Origin of the sequence: Microbulbifer sp. THAF38, from assembly GCF_009363535.1 — a bacterium.
GTDB lineage: Bacteria > Pseudomonadota > Gammaproteobacteria > Pseudomonadales > Cellvibrionaceae > Microbulbifer.
In genome coordinates this window covers 78,927-103,626 of the sequence record NZ_CP045369.1, presented here as the reverse complement: position 1 = coordinate 103,626, position 24,700 = coordinate 78,927, and the positions used below count along the sequence as shown (strand labels likewise).

The window sequence follows — 24,700 nt, the reverse complement described above, 5'->3', positions numbered from 1 at the left end:
CAAATCCCTCACGATCCGACAAACCCAATTTATTTCTTCCACAACAAGCCGCTGAATTACCACTTTTATGTCAGCGGTAGTAGTTCCGCTTGTTTACCCCTAAAACTCAATTACGCGGATGCTTATTCCGCAGTTTCACTTTCTAAGCGTTCACGAATTTTCGCGGCTGAATCACGGTGAATACTACGTGGACTGCTCTGCTGCGACAGCAGCAACATTTTTTCCAGGAAAGCCTCGACGCTCGGCAACAAGTCTTTTTCCAATTCCGGCGCCATTGGCTCATTGCTAGCCCCATTTTGAATAATGGCGGCACTTTCTGTGAGCAACTCCATTACCGCTTCTATCAATAAGCTTCGCTGGTTTTCTTCTAAATAGCGGGCCTTTAACGGCAACATGGCCTCTGCTGAGGAGAGATAGCTGCGGGAAAGGCTGTCCCCGCCAACTGACTCTCTCGCCATTGCAATAATTTCGCGTACTTTCTCACTTTGGGTGATCGCCCCATTGCGATCGATCGACATTAAATACGCATAATCTTCCGCCGATAGGCGCGCCGAAATGGATTGTGTTTTATTGAGCATAATGATCCCTTGCTTGCCGTGTATACAAAAGTACACACGGCTATACGCGGGGTCAATAAAAACTCGCATGGCTTATTAGTACGGCAGAACCAGCCGGTGTAGAAAAATATTCTGCTAGTAACTGTGCTATCTATAATTCAGGGTATTTTTGTAAAAAACTGTTTTTAGTTCCGCCAGACGTTTTAAATTACACACGCTTACAGGGATAAATTTCCGCCAAAAATATTTTTATATACCACCCACCAGAACAGGCTTTTGGTGACAGACTCAACAATCCCATCGCCAATTGACGAACTTAATGTCGATAGAAAACCTGATTCTCAACGTCGATAGCTATAAAGCCAGCCACTATCAGCAATATCCACCAGGCGCGGAATTTATTAGCAGCTATATCGAGTGCCGCGGCGGGGAATTCTCTGAGACCGTATTTTTTGGTTTGCAGGCTTTTATAAAGCAGTACCTACAAAGCCCTATCACAACAGCCAATATCGAAGAGGCAGAAAAGCTACTCAAGGCCCACGGTTTACCCTTTTATCGCACGGGCTGGGAGCATATTGTTCAACAACACCGAGGGTTCCTGCCTTTAGAGATTTCCGCTGTCGAGGAAGGCTTGGTCATTCCTTTACACAATGTCACAGCGCAAGTCGTTAATACCTGCCCATCCTGTTTCTGGTTAACTAGTTATATTGAGACCGCATTAGTGCGCGCTCTCTGGTACCCATGTACTGTCGCCACACAGAGCCGGGAAATAAAAAAAATTATTGCGCATTTTTTACAGCAAACGGCCGACAGCCAAAATACCCTACCCTTTCAACTGCACGATTTTGGCGCTCGTGGAGCCAGTAGCTTGGAAAGTGCCATGTTGGGTGGTATGGCTCATCTGGTGAATTTTCAAGGAACCGATACGCTCTCCGGAATATTAGGTGCGAGAAATTTTTACCATGCCGATATGCCCGGATTTTCTATTCCGGCTGCGGAACACAGTACCATCACCGCCTGGGGCCGTGATGGGGAGGCATTGGCCTATCAAAATATTCTGCAGCATTTTTCCGGTAAAAATAAAACCGTTGCTGTGGTCAGTGATAGCTATGATTTATGGCACGCGGTGGAGAACATTTGGGGCGGCCAATTAAAAAACACGATTCAAAGCAGTGGCGGGACCTTGGTTATCCGCCCAGACTCCGGCAATCCTGTGCAGATCGTTGTCGAATGTATAGAGCGATTAATGCGTATTTTTGGCGCCCACACCAATAGCAAAGGCTATCGTGTTTTGCCGGATTATATTCGTGTTATCCAGGGAGATAGTATTTCTCGTATCACTATTCCCCAAATACTGCAGGCAATGCAGAAGCATAAACAGAGCGCTGAGAATGTCGCTTTCGGAATGGGAGGCGGACTGCTGCAAAAAGTGGACAGGGACCTCATGAGCTTTGCCATGAAGGCCAGTGCCATTCGCATCAATGGTCTCTGGCGGGATATTTACAAGGACCCACGCACGGGACCAGAGAAAAAATCCAAGCGCGGTCGTCTGGCCCTGATTCAAAGTGAGAGTGGTGACTTCAAGACCATTCGTCTGGAGGATCTAAATCAACACAAGAATTTACTGAGACCAGTGTTTCGTAACGGTGAGCTGCTTTTAGAAACAACTTTTTCTGAAGTACGTCAGCGCGCAGCGATCTAACAACCCGGCGCTTCCCCTTCTTCTCCCCACAACCATTTGCCCCCAACAAACCTCACTTCACCGAGCCAACACTTTACAAAGGCAATCATGGCCTGTTACCTGTATAGGTTTGCTGTCTGGACAAGGCGCCCGGCCGGGCCTCTTTATGTATCGGGCACAATAACAATAAGCACACCCCCAAACCCTATTGGGGGGATAAAGGTAGCCAATGGAAAGAAGAAAATTCCTCAAGATCGCCGGCGTCGGCTCCAGTGGTATTTTGTTACCGCTGCAGGGTATTCAGGTCAGCGCCGAGCAACTGCTCAATGAGGGCATGCACAGCTCGCACAAACAACACCTGGCCGATGTCGCCCTAAACACGGCGCGCAAAGCCGGAGCCAGTTACACCGATGTGCGCATCGGTCGCTATCTCAATCAGTACGTTATGACCCGCGAAACCAACGTGGAGAATATCGTCAATACGGAATCCCTCGGCGCCGGTATCCGCGTGATCGCCAATGGCACCTGGGGTTTTGCCGCCACCAACGATCTGACTGCGGATGGCGTCGCCCGCGCCGCACGCCAAGCGGTTGCCGTTGCCAAGGCCAATGCTAAATACCAGACCGAGCCTGTGCGCTTGGCAGCCGTGAAAGGCGCAGGCGAAGTTTCCTGGCAGACACCGATCAAAAAGAATGCCCTGCAAGTGCCCATCAGTGAGAAAGTCGATTTCCTGATGGAGGTGAACAATGGCGCACTCAAAGCCGGAGCCAGCTATATCCAATCTTCCCTGTATTTAGTGAATGAGCAGAAATACTTCGCTTCCAGCGATGGCTCCTATATCGACCAGGATATCCACCGCCTGTGGGCACCTATGCAGGTGACCGCGGTGGATAAGAAAAGCGGGGCTTTCAAAACGCGCAATGGCCTCAGCGACCCAGTGGGTAGAGGCTATGAATACCTGGCTGGCCACGACAAAGACAAGATTCGCGGACAGACCACGCTCTACAAAGCCTCCTACGATATGGCCGAGGATGCGGTGCTCGCGGCCGAGCAGGCCAAGGCAAAGCTTTCCGCCAAATCCATCGATCCGGGCAAGTACGATCTGGTACTGGAACCCTCGCATCTGTGCCTGACCATCCATGAATCTGTGGGTCACCCATTAGAGCTGGACCGCGTGCTGGGTTACGAGGCCAACTATGCGGGAACCTCCTTCGCCACCCTGGATAAGTGGCGCAGCGGCAAATTCCAGTACGGCAGCGACAAGGTCACCCTGTTTGCCGACAAGGTACAACCGGGCTCCCTCGGTGCCGTCGCCTATGACGACGAGGGGGTTAAAACCAAGCGTTGGGATCTGGTGAAAGATGGCATCCTGGTGAACTACCAGGCCACGCGCGATCAGGTGCATATGATCGACCAAAAAGAATCCCACGGTTGTAGCTATGGCGATAGCTGGTCCAGTGTGCAATTCCAGCGCATGCCCAATGTCTCCCTGGCTCCGGGAGAGAAGAAGTACTCAGCCAAAGACATGATCCACGATGTGGAAAAAGGCATTTACATCGTCGGGCGCGGCTCCTACTCCATCGATCAGCAGCGCTACAACTTCCAGTTCGGCGGACAGCTGTTCTATGAGATCAAAAACGGTGAGATCGTTGGCCAAGTTGAGGACGTCGCCTACCAGTCCAACACGCAGGAATTCTGGAATTCCTGCTCGGCAATATGCGACAGCAGTGATTACCGCCTGGGCGGAACCTTCTTCGATGGTAAGGGCCAACCCAGCCAGGTGAGTGCGGTATCCCACGGCTGCTCCACCACCCGTTTTGACAAAATTAATGTAATCAATACCAAGCGCAAGATTTCCTGAAGGGCGCACAAGAATAAGTAATTGGAGAAAAGGCAATGGCAATTCTGAGTAGAAGTGAAGCGAAGCGTATTCTCGATAAGGTTTTGAAATACAGCCGCGCCGATGAAGCCAGCGCGCAGCTGGCCGGCAGCGAGACCGGCAATATTCGCTATGCGCGCAACAGTGTTTCCACCAGCGGCATCGTCAACGATATCGAGCTGGCGGTAGAGGCCCGTTTCGGCAAGAAATCCGGTGTAGCCACCATCAACGAATTCAGCGATGCCTCCCTGGAAAAAGTGATGCGCCGCGCGGAAGAGCTGGCCAAGCTGTCCCCGGAAAATCCGGAAGCTATGCCGATGCTGGGCCCACAGAAATATGTCAGCGTTGACGGCTTTGCCAAGTCCACCGCAGATATCACCCCAGACCAGCGCGCCAAGGCAGCCGCAGATTCCATTATTGCGGCCAAGGAAAAGAAAGTGGTTGCCGCGGGTTATCTGGAAGACGAACGTTCTTTTGCCGCAGTCGCCACCAGTAAAGGCCTGTTCGGCTACCACGCCTCCACTTCCGCCAACTTCACCGTAACCATGCGCACCGAGAATGGCCTGGGTTCCGGCTGGGCTGAAAGTGATGTTACCGATTTCGGTGCAATGAATACCGGCAGCACCTCCTCTGTCGCCATCGACAAGGCGGTCCTGTCCCAGGAAGCCCGCGCTCTGGAGCCAGGCAAGTACACCGTGATTCTGGAGCCCAATGCGGTGTCCGGCCTGGTGGGTTACATGATGAGCGGCTTCGATGCGCGCAGTGCCGACGAAGGTCGCAGCTTTATGAGCAAAAAGGGCGGCGGCAACCGCACTGGCGAGAAGATGTTCGACAAGCGCGTAACCTTCTACTCCGATCCCACCAGTCTCGATGTGCCGGCTCAACCCTGGACCGACGGTGATTTTATGCAGCTGGGGCGCACCGAATGGGTGAAAGACGGCGTAGTGAAAAACCTGGCGCGCAGCCGCTACTGGGCCGAGCAAAGTAAAGGCGAAGTGGTCCCTGAGCCCAACAACCTGATTATGATCGGCGGCGATAAATCCACCGAAGAACTGATCAAAAATACCCGCCGCGGTATTTTGGTATCCCGCACCTGGTATATCCGTATGGTCGATCCGCAGTCCATGCTGCTCACCGGCCTCACACGCGACGGCACCTTCTATATCGAAAACGGCAAGATCAAATACCCGGTGAAGAACTTCCGCTTCAATGAGAGCCCGGTAATCATGCTCAACAATATCGAGGATATGGGTATACCCCAGCGAGTGGGTATGTGGGGCATGTCCGCCATGATTCCTGCATTAAAAGTCCGCGACTTTACCTTCAGCAGCCTTTCTGACGCCGTTTAACCGCCAGCACCCATCGAGGATAACGAAATGGATAGAAGAAAATTTCTCCAGCTCAGCGGTGCCGGCCTGGGTGTTTCCATGTTGCCGCTGTCCGGCAATCTGGTGGCCGAGAGCAAACTGACGCAAAGCGGTATTGATCTCTCTGTTAAAAAAGAATTTGCCGATGTGGCCCTGAATACCGCCACCAAACTCGGCGCCACTTATGCCGATGTACGCATCGGCCGTTACCTGAACCAATACGTGGTCACCCGCGAGATGAAAGTGCAGGACGTGGTGAACACTGAATCTATCGGTATGGGAATTCGTGTTATTGCCAACGGCACCTGGGGCTTTGCTGCCACCAATGACCTGACAGCCGATGGCGTCGCCCGCGCCACCCGTCAGGCAGTAGCCACGGCCAAGGCCAACTCCAAGTACCAGCAGGAGCCAGTACAACTGGCCCCGGTAAAAGGTCATGGCGAAGTCAGCTGGCAGACACCGATCCAGAAAAACGCTATGCAGATCCCCCTGGCCGACAAGGTGGATCTGCTGATGGACGTGAACAAGTCCGCTCTGGATGCCGGCGCCAGCTATATCAACTCCATGCTGTACCTGGTAAACGAGCAAAAGTATTTTGCCTCTACCGACGGCTCCTATATCGACCAGGATGTTCACCGTTTGTGGGCGCCCTTCTCGGTCACCGCAGTGGATAAGAAAACCGGCGGCTTCCGTACCCGTCAGGGCCTTAGCCAGCCGGTAGGACGCGGTTTTGAATATCTGGATGGCCGCGCCGAAGACAAGATCCAAGCGCAGACGGTGCTCTATCGCGATTCCTACGATATGGCCGAAGATGCACGCCTGGCGGCGCAACAAGCCAAGGAAAAGCTCACGGCTAAATCGGTCAAACCCGGCAAGTACGACCTGGTGCTGGACCCCAGCCACCTTTGGCTCACCATCCATGAATCCGTCGGCCACCCGCTGGAGCTGGACCGCGTGCTCGGCTACGAGGCCAACTTTGCCGGCACCTCTTTCGCCACTATCGATAAATGGCGCAGCGGCAAATTCCAATACGGCAGCGACAAGGTCAACCTGTTTGCCGATAAGGTACAGCCCGGCTCTCTCGGTGCCGTCGGCTACGACGATGAAGGCGTGAAGACCCGCAACTGGGATCTGGTAAAAGACGGTGTGCTGGTGAACTACCAGGCCACCCGCGACCAGGTACATATGCTGGGGCAAAAGAAATCCCACGGCTGCTGCTACGCAGATAGTTGGTCCAGCGTGCAATTCCAGCGCATGTCTAACGTTTCGCTGTTGCCCGGCAAAGAAGAGCTGAGCGTAGACGATATGATCAAGGATGTGGAAAAAGGCATTTATATTGTGGGTGCCGGTTCCTTCTCCATCGACCAGCAGCGCTACAACTTCCAGTTCGGTGGGCAGCTGTTCTACGAGATTGAAGACGGCAAGATTACCGGCATGGTGGAGGACGTCGCCTACCAGTCCAACACCCAGGAATTCTGGAATGCCTGCTCGCAGGTCTGCGACAAAGATGATTACCGCCTGGGTGGTTCCTTCTTTGACGGTAAGGGACAGCCGATGCAAACCAGTGCGGTATCCCACGGTAGTTCCACTGCACGCTTCGACGGTATCAATGTGATTAACACCAAGCGCAAGCTGGGCTAGCCATTGATCCAGGCGGGAGCTGGCCAGCAAACCAGTCAGCTCCCAGCATTGAAAATAAATGGGTAGAAGGAAAGAAGGTGCTCCGTTCGAGACCGTATGAGGCATGGATGCCGATTACGAGCGTACAGGGATGTATTTACAGCGTGTCTCGAACGGAGCACCTTCTTTCCTTTGCTCTCAACAATAAAAACCAACGCAGTAACAGAGTTATCCCGTGTCCCTCACCCGCAAGGCTTTTCTCCAGCGCCTGATCCTGGGTAGCTGCGCCGCAGCGCTGCCGCTGGGCACACGCGCACAAAATACCGCACCGGGTAGTGCGCAGGAGCACTACGATTTTTATTTCACCCGCTTGATGTACGAGTCCGGTGACTGGGATGTGGATCAGCGCATGCCCTCCAACCTGCTCAATTCACTGGTGGAATACACCAATCTCAGGGTTGATCCCAAAGAGCACATAGTGCCGCTGGCCGATAAGAAAATGCTGCTGGCGCCTTTCTGCTACCTGGCCGGACACAAGCTGGTGCAGTTCACCACGGAAGAGGCAAAGAATTTTCGCGATTACGTCAATCGCGGCGGCTTTGTTTTTGTCGACGACTGCAACCACGATATCGACGGTCTCTTTGCCAAATCTTTCGAAGCGCAAATGACCGAGCTGTTTGGCGAATACTGCCTGCAAAAACTCCCGGACGATCACGACCTCTACCGCTGTTTCTTTCAATTCGATGAATTGCCGGTAACCAGCTTTGAATTAAATGGCTGGGGAGATGATCTGGTACACGACTACCTGAAAGCCATTGTTGTAAACGGCCGTATCGCCGTGCTCTACAGCAATAAGGATTTCGGCTGCGAATGGGACTACGACTACCGCAACAAACGCTGGCTCGCCATCGACAACACAAAATTTGCGGTGAACATTGTTATTTACGCACTGACGAGCTGATTATGCTGACCACCCTGGAAAATAGTATCGAAGAACAACTGCACAGCCTCGACAATCTTCAGCAGGAGATTGCACGGGTGATTGTCGGCCAGAAACCCGTGGTGGAGCAGATGTTGATCTGTCTGTTGGCCGGGGGCCACGCCCTACTCGAAGGGGTGCCGGGGCTGGGTAAGACCCTGCTGGTAAAAACCCTCGCCGATGCCAGTGCGCTGGATTTTAAGCGGGTACAGTTCACCCCGGATTTAATGCCCGGAGATATTCTCGGCAGTGAGATCCTCGAAGAGGACCACAGCACCGGCAAGCGCTTTTTTAAATTCCAGCAGGGCCCGGTTTTCACCAATATCCTGCTCGCCGATGAAATTAACCGCACGCCGCCGAAAACCCAGGCAGCCCTATTGGAGTCCATGCAGGAAGGCTCGGTAACGGTGGGCGGTAAAACACTCAAATTGCCCGATCCCTATTTCGTACTGGCCACACAAAACCCCATCGAACAGGCCGGCACCTACCCGCTGCCGGAAGCTCAGCTGGACCGCTTCCTGTTAAATATTCATATCAACTATCCCGATGAGCGGGATGAAGTTGAAATCCTGCGCTCCACCACCGGTGCCAGCAGGGTCAAACCCAGCCCCAGCCTGGATGCGGAGCAATTGCGCGAAATGCAGCAACTGGTGCGAGAAATTCATGTCAGCGACGATCTGTACCGCTACGTGGCGGCACTAGTGCGCGCCACCCGTATGGAAACCAGCGGCAGCGATACCCTGCAACAGTGGATCAAGTGGGGCGCCGGCCCCCGCGCGGGGCAGGCTCTGATTCTCGCCGCCAAGGCCCGCGCCCTTTTGCAACGACGCCTCGCCGTCACTCGCGAGGACATCCGCAGCCTGTTACTGCCAGTGCTGCGCCACCGGGTGCTGCTCAGCTTCCAGGCCCAGGCCGATGGCGTGCAGATGCCACAGCTGATTGAAGAATTACTGACGGCGGTGCCGGAACCGGGCCGGGACTGATCAGCGTGGAATACCTGTCCCCCAAAACCCTGGCCAGTTGTCGCGACCTGGTGTGGCTGTCGCGACATATCGCCGAGGGCGTAATGCTCGGTGTGCAACACAGCCAGCGCCGTGGCACCGGTCTGGAATTTCACCAATACCGAGGCTATCAAGCGGGCGATTCCATTCGCCATATCGACTGGAAACTGTTCGCCCGCAGCGATCGCTACTATGTGCGCGAGACAGAGCAGGAGAGCCGCATGCACGTGTGCTTTGTGCTCGATACCAGCGCTTCCCTGGGCCAGGCAAGCTTTGTCGAGCCCAGCCTGAATAAACTGCATTACGCCAAGTGTTGGATTGCCAGCCTCTGCTGGCTGCTCAACGCCCAGGGAGACAGCTATTCCCTATTGGCGTTTAACAGCAGCCGGACGGTTTATGTGCCCGAAGGCCAGGGTGAGAGCCACCAGCGCCAAATCGCCCTTCAGCTACAACAACTCGACGCCAGCGACCACTGGCCAGATCGCGCTCAACTGGCGCCGCTGTGGCAATACTTTGAACGCCCTTGTCAGGTGGTGTTGCTGAGTGATTTTTTTCAACAGGACAATGAAATCGGCGATTTTGCCGCACGCTTGCATGCCGCCGGCCGCCCCTGCCTGCCACTGCAATTGTTAATTGAGGCAGAACAGACTTTTCCTTTTGGCGGAGAGCTAAAGCTGCTCAATCCAGAAGTAAGCGCCATTACTCCCGCAACTTTAGAAGTGGACGCCGAGCGGCAACGCCAGTCTTACCTGGATGCTTTTGCTCAAGCACAGAGCGAGTTAAAAGCACGCTTTGCCACACAGGAGTGTTCACTACAGACCGACCTTATCGAGCAGCCTGTGGAAAAGTCACTGCGGCAATTTATTCAACTGCACGGCAGGTTGTGCTGAGATGTTGTGGATAAATAACTTATTTCAATCCCCACAGTGGCTATGGCTATTCACAGCCCTGATTGTACCTATCGCCATTCATTTGCTACGCCGAAGTAATCCACAGCAGATCTCCTTTGCTGCGCTGCAATGGGTACAAAGATATTCACAGAGTCGCGCGCGCCGCCCTATTGTGGATAACAAGTGGCTGCTGCTATTGCGCCTGCTAATCGTCGCCCTGCTGGCAAGTTTGTTGGCACAGCCGCTGATTAAACGGGAAATTTATCCCCAAGAGGGCGTGATACTGGTAGACCCCAGAGTTGGGGCGGGCGAAGCGAATACATTTATCCACAACTCACTGCCACAGCTTGTAGGGGAAGGTTATAAAGTGCTGTGGTTATCCCCAGAAACACCTTCCGTAACCTCACCCCCACCACAAAATGTGGACCTGTGGAAAACTCTATCAGCACTATCACGCCGGGCAGATTTGCGCAGGGCTCATATCCTGTTGATAAACAACGGGGTTCCAGCATCCCACCAGGCACTAAGAGTCAGTCCCCACTGGCAGTGGCACGGCCTCAACAAAGCATCCACAGCTCCGAGCCAGGCATTACCGAGTATCGCTTTAATGGGTAAACCGCCCAGCTGGTGGGCGCCAGTGCTGGAAGACTGGCAAAGTAAAATGCCAGGACTATCGGTGCATATTCAGGAACAAGAAAAGGCGCCCAGCGTCGAACAGACAGATTGGCTTATCTACACAGGCCCCGCTCCCCTGCCACAAGCCGTGCTGGAATTTGTTACAGATGGGGGCCTGTTAATCACCGACAACAGTATCCCCCCTGCCATTAATCTCAACTTCGTTGCTGTGGATAACAGCCAGTCAGCTCAAGCGGCCTCAGTGGGACGGGGAAGTTGGCTGCGCTACGAAAGTGACTGGTACAGCGAGGCCTTTTATCGCCGCGCAGATTTACCTGAACGTTTATGGCTGCACTGGTCTGGGCAAGACTGGGCTCTGCAACACCAAAATCGTGGCCACTGGTCTGCCAATAAAGTAGTGGCAGGCCTTCCTGTAGAAGACAGCGAGGTAGAAAACCGCCGTATTGAACCACTGCAGCCCTGGTTAATCGCCGCCCTACTGTTACTTCTGGCCTTTGAACGCCTAATTGCCCTATCGCGATCTTCTGCCAATAGAGCAACCAGAAGTAATGGGGAGGCCGACCATGGATAAGCGCCAGTTAACCCTTAACGCTGTGCGCAGGCGCTGGCAACTGACAGCCCTGCGGCCCTATCTCTGGCTTGCCACTGGTCTCAGCCTGCTGGCTGGCTCGGGTATTTTTGTATTCGGCTGGCCACAGTGGCTATTTCTCGCCTGGCTCGGAATTATTGTTGTAGCAATTCTATTGGATCGCAGCTGGCGCCCCAGTCCCGAGCGCTTATGTCGACAGTTGGATGGACAATACCCACAGCTGCAAGACAGCAGCCAGTTGCTTAGCCTACAGGAAACCAACCTAAGTCCATTGCAGCAATTACAGCGCACACGTATCGAAACAAAGCTGCAACAACTGCTGGAAAGTGGCGATCGGTCGTCTCTCGGTCCAAAAAAACTCCGCAGTACCCTGACAAATGCCTTCGGTGCCTGCCTGGGACTGTTGTTATTTGTACTGAGCAATTCTCACTTCACTGCGGATAAAACCGAGACCACGCAACAAAATACAGCTATTCCCGCTGCCGAAAAACTCGCCATAACGCGCGCGGCAACCCATATCCAGCCGCCCGCCTACACTGGGCTCGCAGCCGACAGCCAATCCCTACAAATCGATGTGCCGGAGCAGTCCAAGGTCGAGTGGCAACTCGAATTGAATCAGCCTGTGCAAGGGTTGGAAATGCTGGCCGAAGCTGAACGCTTCGCCTTTTCTCCGCTAGGTGATCTACCCAGTAAAAAATGGCAACTACAGCGCACTATTGCGAAGGCTGACTTTTACCAGCTCTCAGTACAACTCGCGGAGAGCCAATTGCTATTGCCGGAAATCCATAATATTCGGGTGCAAAAAGACAGTGCCCCGGAGTTTACCTTTGAGGCACCCAGCCTGCGCGTCGATACCATTCAAGGGAGCGCTCAAAATATTCCCGTGAAAGTAATCATTAATGATGATTACCAAGTGAGTTCTGCGGATTTATTGGTCACCCTCGCCAGCGGCACCGGGGAAAATTTACGCTTTCGCGAAGAGCGTATAGAACTCACCAGTTTGCAACCCACTGCTTTATCAACAAACTCCTCGGAAGATAAGAAAGCAGCTCGCTACGATTTCACCCTGCCCATCCACCAGTTTTCCATGGAAGCGGGAGATGAACTCTACTGGTATCTGGAGGCTCGAGATAACCGTGAGCCCAGCGCCAACGTTGCCAAGAGCCAACACTTTATCTTGCGTTGGCCGCAAGAAGAGATTTTCGGGCTGAGTGACAGCGAGGGGATGGCAATTAAAATATTGCCGGAGTACTTCCGCAGCCAACGCCAACTGATTATTGACACCGAGGCCCTGCTGGCAGAGCAAGAGCAGCTGCATCCGCAGGAATTTCGCAAACGCTCCGAGGGTTTGGCCTATGAACAGAATTTGCTGCGCATGCGCTACGGCCGCTTTCTCGGCGAAGAGGATTCGGAAGCGGAGCATTCTGGCGCAAAGAGCGAGGAGCACGATGATGAAGAGGAGTCCGAACACGGCCATAGCCATCACCATACAGAACAAGGTGAGCACAAGGCACATGGCGAAGAAACTACCGCTCCCTTTGCCCAGCGTGGCTCTCGCTTCGAACAGGCAGAGCGCATAGCTGCTTCTGCCGGACACAGGCATGACAGCTCAGAGCATGCCACCCTATTCGACCCCCAGACCAAGGAGCTACTGCGCAACGCGCTGAATGCCATGTGGAGTTCCTGGCGCGACCTGTCGGTTATAGAGCCCCAAGCCTCCCTGCTCCACCAGCACCGGGCTCTACGCTTTATCAAGGAAGTACAGCAGGCTTCGCGTATTTACTTACAAAGAGTCGGATTCGAGGCGCCCCCCATAGACGAAAGCCGCCGGCTTAGCGGTGAACGGGAAGACGTAGCGCCAGAAACTGTCGACAGTGCCTTTGAACAAAAAGAAAGAGCACAGGTGCTCGCCCTAATGGCCCAGGTAGACGCAGGTGCCGAACTCGATACCGATCTGCTGGTGCAGATAAATAAGCTAGCTGCAGAGCAATCACTAGATCTCGGCCTGGAGCTGTCCAAACAGCTGCGTTTATACCAGCAGCGCCACCAGCAACCGAATTGTATTGATTGCACGAACTCCCTGAATCAGCTGCTTTATCAGCTGCTGCCAGCACCGAAGTCTGCGCCTTCACTGCCTTTGCAAACTGAGGCAGACGGCCATTTCAGCCGTTGGCTACACCAGCAAGGGGAGAAGTCATTGTGATTAATTTCTTGATACCCGGCCTGTGCCTGTTGGCCTGTTTTGCATCATTGGTACTGTTGCGCCGCCGAGGCGCCAAGCCGTTCGACTATGGCCTGCAACTGACCATTTGGTTGAGTGCCTGGATGCTCTGGCAGCCGCCGGCAATCATTCCCGCCGAGCGCAATATCTCTATCGACAGCAAACAGCTGGCGAGCTCACATCCAATAAATCTCAATGGTGTGGAATATATCTCTCTCAATGGGGAGCCACTCGGCCGCGACAAACTGCGGGACCTGGCACCGGTGCGTCTGGAGTTATCGAAGATCCAGGGATCTGATGGCCACTGGGAATTGGACTGGCAGCGGCAAATTACCTTGGGTGATTCTTTAAAGTTAAAGGTTCACAACAACCAGCCACTGACTGAAAACGTAAAAATTAGCCTGCTCAATCCCTACGGCCATATTGAAGACAGTCTTGAGCTGAAAGTGGGAGAAACAATTCAGGCACAACTCACTGCCACTCCAAAACTCGCGGGCCCCCAGCTATACCGAGTACGGACGGAAAGCGAAGCCGGCGAAACCCATACAGATCCTTTACCCATCCTGGTGCGAGAACCGCTCCAACCCAAATTATTATTGTGGCTGGCACGCCCCTCTTTTGAGACGGCAGCCCTCTCTCGCTGGCTGCGTCAATCCGGTGTAACAGCACAAGTGATGACCCAGTTGGCACCTGAAATTAGTAGAAAAGAAACCCTCAACGGGCTTCCCCTTACCCAGTCTGCGGATTTACTTACAAAGGAAAGTCCCTTCGATTTAGTCATACTCGATAGCAGTTTGTGGCCACAGCTCTCCTCTCAACAAAAGCGTCAGCTCAATGAGCTCGCCACTACAAAGTCACTGTTATGGTTAGTCGGTGACGATTCCTCTGAAGAGTTTCTCCAATACGCTGCTGGCCACTCCATGCCTCTGCAAAAGGGAAAAGATACCCATTTACACTCCGGCTTTGGCTACCAAAAAGCGGACAATGCGGAGATCCCCCCACTGCGCAATCCTGGCTTGATAGCTATGCAGCCTAGCTCCTGGGACTTCTTACTGGGCAATGAAGAAACTCCCCTTTTCTGGGGACGGTCAACCCAGACGCAGCACCTGGGTTTTATCCTATTTAGCGACAGCCACCGCTGGCTGACCAGTGGGTTTGCTACTGAATTCGCCAGCCTGTGGAAGTCGATTATTGATTACCAACTCAAACACTTGGGAAGTCAGCAGCCAGTAACCCTCTCCGATGAGTTACCGCGGACTCAGGAACGCATCACCCTATGCAGCCCACTTTTTTCTAATCAGAGCCCAGTGTTATTAAGCTCCCGAGAAAACTCCCAACCCATCAGTGGAGTCGCCGTAAGTAGTAATTCCCAGGGCCAGTGCTACAGCTTCTGGCCACAGAGTTCTGGCTGGCATCAGCTTAAGACGGATTTGAAGGGCGAAGCGGCATTGGATTTCTATATCTTTGCCAAGGAGGACTGGCCCCAGTGGCAGCAGTCTGTAAATGACAGGGAGACCCGACAAATGGCTAGTGCACGCCTGGGCCCAATAGGTAATAGCCAGGCAAGCAAAGTACCGCTTGAGCGCCAGTGGCCGGCGCTTATTTTGCTGTTACTGGTGTGCATAAGCTGGTGGCGGGAACGCAGGCTATCGAGCAGGTCACTCTCTTGAAGACTGCGCCGAAGGTTTATTACCCGGTTGCGCCTCCTGCTTGGGGAATATCAGCTGATCGACGGGATAACCCAGGGCTTTGGCTTTTTGTATAAACTGCTCCAGTACATCCTTGGGCATAGTCGGGGTGCGGGACAAAATCCACAGATAGGATTTATCGTAGCCGGATACCATCGCGTATTGATAATCGTCTGTCAGATCAATAACGATATAAGACGAATAAAAAGGGCCGAGAAAAGAAACCTTCAGGTGGGCTATATCACTCGGGCCGACAAATTCAGCCCGCCCCTCTGCCAGCTGCCAAGCATCGCGGGCCTTCGAGTAACCGGTATTGACCACTGCAACAGAGCCATCGGGGTTGAGGGTATAGTCGGCGGTTACCAAAGTGAGGCCCCGCTCGAAAGAATGGTCCAAGCGAGCAATCTCATACCAGTGGCCTAGATAGCGCTGCAGCTGGAAATTCTGTACTGGCTCAACTCCCTCCGGCACCCGTGTACAGGCACTTAGCCATAGAAGGGAAAACAGTATGACACCCAGCGAAAACAGCTTCATCTAGCCACTCCCAGCAATCTCACTTTCGAATCAGGATAAAAGGCAAGTGTTTCACATGGTCAGGATAGTTTCCACGATGGGTATTTCACCCATAAAAAAACCACCGCGCGGGTGGTTTTTCATCGCTGGACTGGCCAACTTATTTTTCTACGAAAGCGCGCTCAATCACATATTCGTGCGGCACGCCTGCACGGGTCTCCTTGAATCCCCAGTCATCAAGGATATTGGTGAGGTCCTTCAACATTGCCGGGCTGCCGCACAACATAAAGCGGTCTTCCTCAACATTTGGCTTGGGCACATCCAGATCAGTAAATAGCTTACCGGACAGCATCAAGTCAGTCAGACGACCGGTATTACGGTAGGGCTCACGGGTTACAGTGGGGTAGTAAAGCAGCTGCTCACGCACCATCTCACCAAAATATTCATGCTCAGGTAGCTCCTTCTCGATCTGCTCCTGATAGGCCAGCTCAGAGACATAGCGCACGCCGTGGGTAAGAATTACCTGGTCGAAACGTTCGTAGACCGTGGGGTCTTTAATAATGCTCATGAAAGGTGCCAAACCAGTACCCGTTGAGAGCAACCACAGGCGCTTGCCGGGTAGCAGGTGATCCGCAACCAGAGTACCGGTGGGCTTCTGGCTCACGTAGATCTCGTCGCCTGGTACAATCTTCTGCAGGCGGGAAGTCAGCGGGCCATCGGGAACCTTGATACTGAAGAACTCCAGCTCATCTTCGTAATTGGCACTGGCAATGGAGTAGGCACGCAGCAGTGGACGACCGTTGTCCTGTTGCAGACCGATCATCGTGAAATGTCCGTTCTCAAAGCGAAAACCCGAATCCCGGGTGGTCTTAAAGCTAAACAGCGTGTCGTTCCAATGATGGACTTCCAACACCTTCTCTATATTCAATTTGGACATAAACTTAAAACCGGTTATTCCACGAGTCTCTTGATAGTTGAATTTTAGCCCTGGAAGATCTATTGGCAAAGTGGGATATTTCGATATTCCTTATCTATTTTAACGATCAAGTGGAGATTTCTCTTTGCGCTATACCTTGCGCCAACTGGAAGTGTTCCTTGCCTGTGCCCACCACGAGAATGTGAGCCGTGCAGCGGAGAGCCTGAGCATGTCACAGTCCGCCGCCTCCACCGCCCTCAAGGAGTTCGAACAGCAGTTTGAGCTGCGCCTGTTTGAGCGCACCGGCAAGCGCCTGCGCCTAAATGAGCTGGGTAGGCAACTATGGCCCAAAGCGGAAGAGCTGCTGGAACGGGCACAGGAACTGGAACAAAGCCTGGCCAGTCATCGCGATCTGGGACGGCTAAAAATAGGGGCAACCCTAACTATTGGCAATTACCTGGCAGCGAACGTGATGGCGCGATACATGGAAGAGCAACCCGGCACACGCGTAGAGTTGGAGGTCGCCAATACCTCGGCAATTACAGAGCGGGTGCTCAACTTTGAGCTGGATCTTGGGCTTATAGAAGGCGAATTTAATCACCCGGATCTAGAGATGATTCCCTGGCGCAGTGATGAATTAGTCGTCTTTTGCGCCCCCTCTCACCCCCTGGCCAAACGCAAGCGCCTAACAGACAAAGATCTGCTCAAAGCCACCTGGATTACCCGGGAACCTGGCTCCGGCACACGTCAGACTTTTGAGCGAGCAATGGTCGGATTACTTCCAAACCTTCATATATTGTTGGAGCTGCAGCATACAGAGGCAATTAAGCGAGCTGTGGAAGCTGGGCTCGGTATCAGCTGCCTATCTAGGGTCTCTTTAGCAGACGCCTTGAAGCGGGGCTCATTGATCGAATTGCCGGTATCACAGAGGAACTTTCACAGAGAATTTTATTTCGCTCTGCATCGGCAAAAATATAGGAGTTCGGGGATTGAGCGGTGGTTAGAATTGTGTCGAAGCGTATAAATAAAAAACCACCCAATAGGGTGGTTTTTTTCCAAACAAGTGCTTATTTTACACGCACCAGCTGAGATTTCATTTCTTCAGGAACTTCATCGATAGAAGCTATTGATAGGCCGCCCATAGGAGCCGCTGCAGTGTTCGGCTGCAGAGTAACATGTGCGGATTCTGGCAGTTTCCACATTGCACCAGTTGCAGGGTCAACAATCAACCAGCCGATTAGACCACCAACAAGGATATTACCAACGTACCAACCGTCCATACCCGCTTTAATCAAAAAACTCTGCTCGTTGTAACCAGCCATCTGGTATTTAACCGTATAGCTCGCAGAAGAGAAGAATCCATCAGATGCTGGCAGGGTAACAGTATCAGGGGTTACGCCACTGTGAACGTCAAAACCCGCTTCATTGATAATGGTAAAATTTGCACCGCCTGGAGTGCTATTGATTGATACCGGATAGGAACTATCACTTACGATACTTGCACAACCCGTTGCCATTAACAATCCAGTAATCGCAGCCCCCAAAGCTAATTTTTTAAACATTTTTTATGTCCTAATACGGATAATATATTTTATTTATCGGTAACTAACCGATAGGCTGCGCAATTTACCACAAACCAATAATTATCTTGTAAGAATTTATTCACAAACTATTTACAATTGGAGTAATAGTCTGTGTAACCTAATTCGTACCAAACAAGTCCCCAAAGAAATCCCCCTCATACCATGAAGGCTTATCCTCGGCATCTGCCACTTCACGGGCGATCAGATAGTTAACTTCGGTAAATTGCCTGGCCGCGGCGTAGTTCACCCCTGCATCGGGCGCATCTCCGGGTTTGTGATAGCTCTCTTTCAGGAAGGACACTTGCATAGCAGTGCCATCGATATTCGGGTCCTGTGCTTCTCGCCCAGTAATGAGGTAAATAGAAGGCACACCGCGGCGTACGAAATTGTAGTGATCGCTGCGTACGAAGATCACCTCTTCCGGCATGGGATCAGGGCTCAGTTTTAGGCCGCTACGGATTGCGGCATTTTCGGCAACCTGGCCCAGGGAAGAGTGCTCGGCACCGAAGGCAATAATGTCGCGGAACGGGTAGAGCAGCATGGGCATATCCAGATTGATATTGGCCACGATGGACTGCAGGGGTACGGTAGGATATTCGGCAAAATAGTCAGAGCCGAGCAGCCCTTTCTCTTCTCCGGTCACCGCCACAAATAAGAGAGAGCGTCGCGGAGACTGGCCGGATTCCGCAAACAGCCGTGCGGTTTCCAGCATGACCGCGATTCCTGCGGCATTATCCTGTGCGCCATAATAAATCTGACCATCCTCTTTTTTGCCGATATGGTCCAGGTGGGCAGAGAAGACTACATATTCATTTTTAAGTACCGGATCACTGCCCGGTAATACGGCCACTACATTGGGGCTGAAAATTTCCTGGTGTTTAGAGCTTGTGCTCAGCGCCGCGCGGTAGGGAAGCGCAAAACCCTTGGGGTTCTGACCTTTTTCCATATCGCTGAAGATAGCTTCCAGACTCTGCTGGGTACCGCTGAAGAGTTTGCTCGCTGCATCGAGGTTGAGCATCACACCGGGGTATAAGCCGGGGGTGGCACTGCCCGGCTCGCCTTTGCGGTTTACCCAGTCGAAAGTCTCATCGTGGCGGTGCTCCGCATAGCGCGCAAAGGGGCGACGCTTTTCACGTTCGGGTGTATAAAGGGTGATATAACCCACCGCGCCGTGACGAGCGGCGGTTTCGCGCTTGTTATAACTGGAAGCGTAGTGAGCCCCCACTTCACTGGGCAGGCTCTTGGGGCGACCACTCAGTACTACCGCGATCTTCCCTTTCACATCCAGCCCGGCGTAATCGTTCAGGCCATAGTCCGGCGCTTCAATTCCGTAACCGACAAATACCAGCTCGGCTTCCAGGCTAGCCTTCTCATTCACTGCAGAAGGTGAGGCGATGAAGTCCTCTCCAAAGGTAAGAGTGGCCTCACTGCTCTTCCCTTTCACGACAAGACTGGGCTCGGCGCCATTCCAGCTGGCACTGCGGAAAGGCACATTTTGAAAGTAGCCCTGCTCACCTGCCGGGTCGAGGCCCATAGACTGAAACTGATCGGCCACATATTGCGCCGCCTTGAGGTAGCCCTCGCTGCCCGTATTTCTTCCCTCCAGCTCTGCAGATGCCAGATAATTCACATCCCGACTGATATTGTCGATATTCGCGCTGGGCGCTGTGTCAGTGGTCACTGCGGTGCAGGCCGCCAGCAGCACTGCCAGTAGGCCGCTGAGCAGGATTTTGCTTTTCATGGAAACTCTACTTCTCGAATAAATCATCGCGGTCAGCCAGATTGCACCAGCACCGCGCCAAAAAGGTGCACAATCTTAACACGATCCGGCTTGATACAGGGATGCACAAAGTGAGCAATCACTTACCTCAAGGAGGTTAATCTTCAGGGACTAGGCCGTCTTGTAGAGACCAGGGAAAGCACGGTTCAATGCTGCGGCAACCTCCTCATGAGCCCGATCAGCACAAAACTCTCCATGGGCGGCCAAATAATGTAGGAAGGGCAACTGCAGCAGGCGCTGAAAGTCCTCTTGCAGCCAACAGCGCTGGTCCCGGCCCTCAGGGGTCATTCGCGTTCGCCAGGCGGGCGGTACCTGCATACCTGCGCGTATGCCGGAAAGGCGCATCAGATTGCGGCCGCACCAGCTACAGCCGCTCCACTTTCCCCAATACTGCAAGGCATCACAGCCCAGTAATAAGCCGCCATTAAAGGGCAACCACCAAAAGGCCTCGGGATAACGACTATAACGCAGTTCCAGAAACTGACTTCCCGGTATTGGAGAACTGCCCCCATCTTTCACCAGTCTGTCCGCACTGGGAGGATAGAAGTTTGAGCCGGACTGCCGCCAAAAAGTCAGGTCGAAGTGATCCCGGTAGTAGAGGTCATCCTGACCGTGGTGATAACCAAGTCGTACCGCATGGGAAATTCGGCCTAGATCCTGCAGCTTCTCCTCCTGGGCTGGACGCAGGCGAATCGGGTTCACCAGTACCAGCTCCTCCTGCCAGCGCACTATGGCCATATTCCGATTGATAGTGACTGCCGGAGCCAGTTTGACGGTTCCCGGTACATAGAAAAGGTCTGGTAGTAGTTGGCGAATTTCGCCGTGGGGCTGAGGCTGGGGATAGTTGATACTCACAGCGAAAAGCTCAGGTGTAGTACACCCGATTACTGAGCCCGCGCAAAAGCTGTAGGGCCTGTTGCGCGCTCTCTTCCGGGACAAAGACGTGGTCGTGACGCAGGGCGTTTACCATATTGGCCACTATGCCCGCATCGGCGAGTTCTCTCGTGACGGTTGCGGTAAGACCCACCGCACTGAGACCGGAAAAGACCTGCAGGGTGATTTGTCGAAAGGGCCCGCTGGAGGCAATTCCATACTGTTGCGCCAAGCACTTGGGTAAAATTGCGCTCATGCCCTCACCTTCACGGAAAATACACAGGCTTTGCGTCAAGACTTCTTCGAGCCGGGCATCCGACACTTGGCAAAAAACGTAAGTTTCCTCTTGTAATTTGGGGCACATATTTCTCAGAATATTTGTGAGAGAAATTTCTTCTGTCATACCCGATTTGCCATTGAAAAACCTGCTTTATAACCACACAGTAAGCGGGTGCCCGACAGAGACCATATCATTCATCTATCCATCGGAATCACTTTTCCCATGGAAACACCAAGTGGTCATAAGGTCTGGATAATCAGTACTCTCTGTCAGTGATTCACACCACTACTTTGTCAGTGGTTTTTTATTTTAATTTCGCTTACGCCTATTCACGTTTTTTTTGTCGGTTTTTTTAATTCTTCGCCTTCCAGCTCAGGTTCACCCGGTGCTGGGGAGGTATTCACTTCTAAATCGGGGGAGTCTTTTTTCTCCCAACTCTGCAAGACTCGATCAATCGCTTTTTCTAAGCGCACATGGGGGAATTCCGGGCAGGGCGCACCCTTACCCGGGTCGTGCCAGGCGGACAGTGGTGCAACAAATACCACCAGGGATTTGTGCAGGCGATCGCGTCCAATACTCACCTCGGTCCAAGTGGTTTGCCAGGCAAATTTTCCTCGCACTGAATAATCGCTCTCATAGGACTTCAAGGTGAGGAAATAGGGATAGATTTTCCCTCTACGACAAATGATTCTACGACCAGTCTTGATATTGGCCATTTGTGTAAAAGGGTCAAAATACCAGTGAATATCGTAACCAAAGATAAATTGCAGTTTTCCATCTTGGGGGAGGAAGGCGTAGGAGCGGCCAGTGCCATCGGATTTCAAGCTCCATACATGCCGCGCCTCCCCATCCCGGGAAATCAGCCAGGCACCAACCCATTGACTGGCATTCAAGCGGGATTGAGCTTGCCAACCGGCATTCCGCTGCTGTGTCTTTTTTTCCTGTTCACTCTGTTTCTCCTTTTTTTTCTGCTCATCCTTCGCAAAAGCGGAAACAGCTGTGAGCAAAAATACCAGAGCCAACACCAGGGTTCTTTGCATCACAGCTTTACTCCAGTATTCGACGCTCTCCTCCCTGAGTGGAAAATTCCTATTTTATTTTTAATGAGTGCTAACCAAAAAATCAGCTGGCAATGTTGGGACAATTGCTCCCGGCCTTAGGAGTGTTCCAGCCACTCAGGCGGCGCTGGAAACTTAGCAAGCCGCCGCCCGCCTGCAGCCAGTGCCGCCCATCGATCACCGCAAATAACAGGGTGGAACGACTCCAGCCGCGAAACGCTACCGAAACTACGCCGCCTTTACAGCTAACGGATGCGCCGGTGCGCACCCGCACACGATCGCCATCCAGTTGCCAATTAATGGCGAAGCCATGGGTCAGCCTGCCTCCGGAATTAAAGCCATAGGCATAACCGGAGCCATCAGCATTAAGTTGCCACACTAGCTGGTCGTCTCCCTCACTCACCACCAACCAGTTGCCCGCCCACTTTTGTTGAGCTGATTCCGCTATTGCCGCCAGCGGCAATAGCAAAAAAAGCATCAGGGCAATGGCACAACTTTGTAGCGGGGATATACAAACAGGATTTAAAGGGGGAATACGCAAATACTTCATGCGCTGCTCTACCGTAGGTGCTCCACGGCAAGAACCGCGGAGTAGGGTTACTGTGAACGGCGGCTTGCGTCACCGCCAATGTTCCTGTCCGGTTACGGCCACAGGCCAAAAAAAACCGGCGTGAAAAATCGCACAGGCGTTATTTTTCACATCCCTTGCTTAGTAAGGCTAGACGCAAAATCCCACAGTGGCATTAGAAGCATTAAAAATATTTATTGAGGCGCCACTGTGAGGGAGTGGAATTAGGCAGGCAGGTGGAGTGGGTTTAAGGAATAGCTTATTTGGACTGTGCGTCCGACAGATTTTTATCCGCCCGCCACACACGGTATTTCAGCTGTACACCCTCTGGCAGATACACCACTAGAGGCTGGCTACTGGTATAAGGCAGTATCAGTCCCTTGCCGCGCACGCGGATAAAACGGCGGGATTCAGAGTCGGGCCCACACACCTTACTGGTACCCTGCGCGGGCTTCAGGTCCGCCAGCACATAATAGGGATAACCCCAACCCGGCAATACCTGGCGCTGTAAAGGCGCATTGAAACTGCGAAGGTTACAGTCGGCCAGTGCATTTTTACCCGGCACCAGCTCAACCATAAAGCGGCTCTCATCGACCACCTTGGGCAGCTCTATCACATGGCGATATTTCCCTTCTACTTCTGACGGGAAAGCATCCAGAGGCTCGGCCGCCTGAAGCGGCAGTGCATAACAGAGGATAAGGACGGGCAATAGAGATCTTGCCATGGTGACTTCCTCACGGCTGGACAACTGACCTGGCGTACAAACACCTTAAAGTCTAGACCGCTTTCTCCAACGCAATCCCCACCAAAGAGAGAGCCCAAGCGCTAGCGCCAATGCAAACAGCAGCGTCGCCCACAGATAACTGATACCGCTGCCCGGCATCGGTTCGAGCCGTGCTCTGGCCCTAGCCAGCAAGGTGCGTAAATTTTGTATAGAAGCAATCACATCCGTGTTGGGTGCGGCAGAGATCACTTCCCGTCGCAATTTTTTCCATTGAGTTTGAAGCTGGCTGTACAAAACCCTGTCTCGTAACTCAATGGACTGCTGCAGGGGCTGGTAGCCCTCGCGATAGGCAAGCATCAGCTTGTGGTAAGCACCGGCGTTGTCTCCTCCCCGGTAATCGGTTTCCGCCAAGAGCAGTAGCCCCTCGGCACGGGCCAGAGGATGTTCTAGGGAGCGCACCAAGTGGGGATGTCCCCTCCACCACATCAGGGCATTCCTGGCATCAGTGGGCAACTCTACCGGGCGGGTCACCGCCAAACCCGGCAGTCCGACCAGGGCCGGGTAGCGCTCGGCAAGATCAGCGGAAGGTGGCAGTTGGTTCTTCACAGCAAGGGCGGCAACGGTTACCGCCAACGCCCAGCGTTGCCGGCTATCCAAGTCGCCATCGACCCGATTGCTATGTACCGTATCCACGGTGGGATCGAGGGTATTGTAGAGGTCGTAGAGACTGAAACTCGCCATACGCGCGGCGTCGCGCAGGTCTGGTACCGCGCCACCACCCTGCCCCCAGCTACCGTGGCACCTGGCACAACGCTGTTGGAAAAGGGGTGCCGCCAGATTGGCCGCGGGCAAAGACTGCGTGGGGGAGCGCTGCATCTGATAGAGGGCCGCCAATCGATCGGCGATCTCATTGGCCTTCCTGCGCACAGCATCAGCATTATCGCGACGGCCTATCGCCTCCTGCAAGGCTCCAATACTCCTCTCCAAAGCGGAACGGCCAGGTTTGTCTGGTAGTTGCCGTACCAGTTCCAGTGCCTGAGTGGCATGGTGTTGTTGCAGTCGATAGAGGTCTGTATCGAGGATTCGGTCATCATCGACAGAGTCCCCATAGTCCACAGCGATATAGGAAAGCAGATTGCTCGCACGCGCGGCCAGTCTGTCATTCTCCATTGTCTGCTGTGCCCATAGGGACGGAAAGGAGAGAATCAGCAAGCACAAACAGATCCATAGATATCGCAAAGGTGACTTCCTGTTCCAGGCTGCTGCGGTAGAAAATGGGCTTACTCAAGTGTGGCAA

Annotated in this window: 22 protein-coding genes; 11 read left to right on the top strand and 11 right to left on the bottom strand. The window is 53.1% G+C overall.

Going from position 1 to position 24,700, the window contains the following annotated elements; translation table 11 throughout:
• Window positions 1-122 precede the first annotated feature (122 nt).
• Window positions 123-578 (bottom strand): hypothetical protein, encoded by a 456-nt coding sequence (locus FIU95_RS00440; RefSeq protein WP_152450443.1) that lies wholly within the window; start codon window positions 576-578, stop codon window positions 123-125.
• A 298-nt stretch (window positions 579-876) separates the two neighbouring features.
• On the opposite strand from FIU95_RS00440, the gene FIU95_RS00435 reads away from it, so the two are divergent.
• The 10 genes from FIU95_RS00435 (at window position 877) to FIU95_RS00390 (ending at window position 15,090) form a co-directional block, all read left to right on the top strand.
• Entirely contained in the window at window positions 877-2,259 is a 1,383-nt protein-coding gene (locus FIU95_RS00435) for a nicotinate phosphoribosyltransferase (protein WP_152450442.1), read from the top strand.
• A gap of 208 nt (window positions 2,260-2,467) precedes the next feature.
• Entirely contained in the window at window positions 2,468-4,099 is a 1,632-nt protein-coding gene (locus FIU95_RS00430) for a TldD/PmbA family protein (protein ID WP_152450440.1), read from the top strand.
• Window positions 4,100-4,134: 35 nt separating this feature from the next.
• The gene (locus FIU95_RS00425; RefSeq protein ID WP_152450438.1) at window positions 4,135-5,466 is read left to right on the top strand and encodes a TldD/PmbA family protein; all 1,332 of its coding nucleotides are present in this window, start codon (window positions 4,135-4,137) and stop codon (window positions 5,464-5,466) included.
• A 27-nt stretch (window positions 5,467-5,493) separates the two neighbouring features.
• On the top strand, window positions 5,494-7,125 hold the full coding sequence (locus FIU95_RS00420) for a TldD/PmbA family protein (protein WP_152450436.1): 1,632 nt from the start codon (window positions 5,494-5,496) through the stop codon (window positions 7,123-7,125).
• 214 nt (window positions 7,126-7,339) lie between these two features.
• On the top strand, window positions 7,340-8,065 hold the full coding sequence (locus FIU95_RS00415) for a DUF4159 domain-containing protein (RefSeq protein ID WP_152450434.1): 726 nt from the start codon (window positions 7,340-7,342) through the stop codon (window positions 8,063-8,065).
• The gene (locus FIU95_RS00410) at window positions 7,975-9,066 is read left to right on the top strand and encodes a MoxR family ATPase (protein WP_253868775.1); all 1,092 of its coding nucleotides are present in this window, start codon (window positions 7,975-7,977) and stop codon (window positions 9,064-9,066) included. Before FIU95_RS00415 ends, FIU95_RS00410 begins: the two co-directional genes overlap by 91 nt.
• Window positions 9,067-9,071: 5 nt before the next feature.
• Window positions 9,072-9,974, top strand: a complete 903-nt coding sequence (locus FIU95_RS00405) for a DUF58 domain-containing protein (protein ID WP_152450430.1) — start codon at window positions 9,072-9,074, stop codon at window positions 9,972-9,974.
• A 1-nt stretch (window position 9,975) separates the two neighbouring features.
• On the top strand, window positions 9,976-11,181 hold the full coding sequence (locus tag FIU95_RS00400) for a BatA domain-containing protein (protein ID WP_152450428.1): 1,206 nt from the start codon (window positions 9,976-9,978) through the stop codon (window positions 11,179-11,181).
• On the top strand, window positions 11,174-13,402 hold the full coding sequence (locus tag FIU95_RS00395; protein WP_152450426.1) for a hypothetical protein: 2,229 nt from the start codon (window positions 11,174-11,176) through the stop codon (window positions 13,400-13,402). Before FIU95_RS00400 ends, FIU95_RS00395 begins: the two co-directional genes overlap by 8 nt.
• On the top strand, window positions 13,399-15,090 hold the full coding sequence (locus FIU95_RS00390; protein WP_152450424.1) for a hypothetical protein: 1,692 nt from the start codon (window positions 13,399-13,401) through the stop codon (window positions 15,088-15,090). Before FIU95_RS00395 ends, FIU95_RS00390 begins: the two co-directional genes overlap by 4 nt.
• Here the strand turns inward: FIU95_RS00390 and FIU95_RS00385 are convergent.
• Both FIU95_RS00385 and FIU95_RS00380 read right to left on the bottom strand, forming a co-directional pair.
• Complete coding sequence (locus FIU95_RS00385; RefSeq protein ID WP_152450422.1) at window positions 15,079-15,642, bottom strand: lipocalin family protein; 564 nt, start codon at window positions 15,640-15,642, stop codon at window positions 15,079-15,081. The genes FIU95_RS00390 and FIU95_RS00385 overlap by 12 nt on opposite strands.
• Before the next feature lie 139 nt (window positions 15,643-15,781).
• On the bottom strand, window positions 15,782-16,558 hold the full coding sequence (locus FIU95_RS00380; protein WP_152450420.1) for a ferredoxin--NADP reductase: 777 nt from the start codon (window positions 16,556-16,558) through the stop codon (window positions 15,782-15,784).
• A 124-nt stretch (window positions 16,559-16,682) separates the two neighbouring features.
• Between FIU95_RS00380 and FIU95_RS00375 the strand changes: the two genes are divergently transcribed.
• Window positions 16,683-17,561 carry a LysR family transcriptional regulator gene (locus tag FIU95_RS00375; RefSeq protein WP_152450418.1) on the top strand — a complete coding sequence of 293 codons (879 nt, stop codon included), beginning with the start codon at window positions 16,683-16,685 and terminating at the stop codon, window positions 17,559-17,561.
• A 43-nt stretch (window positions 17,562-17,604) separates the two neighbouring features.
• Here FIU95_RS00375 and FIU95_RS00370 read toward each other — a convergent pair whose 3' ends face one another.
• The 8 genes from FIU95_RS00370 to FIU95_RS00335 form a co-directional block, all read right to left on the bottom strand.
• A complete protein-coding gene (locus FIU95_RS00370; protein ID WP_152450416.1) occupies window positions 17,605-18,099 on the bottom strand; it encodes a hypothetical protein in 495 nt (164 codons plus the stop codon).
• Window positions 18,100-18,238: 139 nt separating this feature from the next.
• Window positions 18,239-19,861 (bottom strand): M28 family metallopeptidase, encoded by a 1,623-nt coding sequence (locus FIU95_RS00365; RefSeq protein ID WP_152450413.1) that lies wholly within the window; start codon window positions 19,859-19,861, stop codon window positions 18,239-18,241.
• Window positions 19,862-20,011: 150 nt separating this feature from the next.
• Window positions 20,012-20,755: a hypothetical protein gene (locus FIU95_RS00360; RefSeq protein ID WP_152450411.1), complete on the bottom strand. Its 744-nt coding sequence runs from the start codon at window positions 20,753-20,755 to the stop codon at window positions 20,012-20,014.
• Window positions 20,756-20,765: 10 nt separating this feature from the next.
• Window positions 20,766-21,176 (bottom strand): ACT domain-containing protein, encoded by a 411-nt coding sequence (locus tag FIU95_RS00355; RefSeq protein WP_152450409.1) that lies wholly within the window; start codon window positions 21,174-21,176, stop codon window positions 20,766-20,768.
• 206 nt (window positions 21,177-21,382) lie between these two features.
• Window positions 21,383-22,096, bottom strand: coding sequence for a hypothetical protein (locus tag FIU95_RS00350; protein ID WP_152450407.1), 714 nt, complete (start codon window positions 22,094-22,096; stop codon window positions 21,383-21,385).
• A gap of 79 nt (window positions 22,097-22,175) precedes the next feature.
• Window positions 22,176-22,661 (bottom strand): hypothetical protein, encoded by a 486-nt coding sequence (locus FIU95_RS00345; protein WP_152450405.1) that lies wholly within the window; start codon window positions 22,659-22,661, stop codon window positions 22,176-22,178.
• Window positions 22,662-22,938: 277 nt separating this feature from the next.
• Complete coding sequence (locus FIU95_RS00340) at window positions 22,939-23,403, bottom strand: ecotin family protein (RefSeq protein WP_152450403.1); 465 nt, start codon at window positions 23,401-23,403, stop codon at window positions 22,939-22,941.
• 45 nt (window positions 23,404-23,448) lie between these two features.
• Window positions 23,449-24,573, bottom strand: coding sequence for a hypothetical protein (locus FIU95_RS00335; RefSeq protein WP_152450401.1), 1,125 nt, complete (start codon window positions 24,571-24,573; stop codon window positions 23,449-23,451).
• Between the last annotated feature and the right edge of the window lie 127 nt (window positions 24,574-24,700).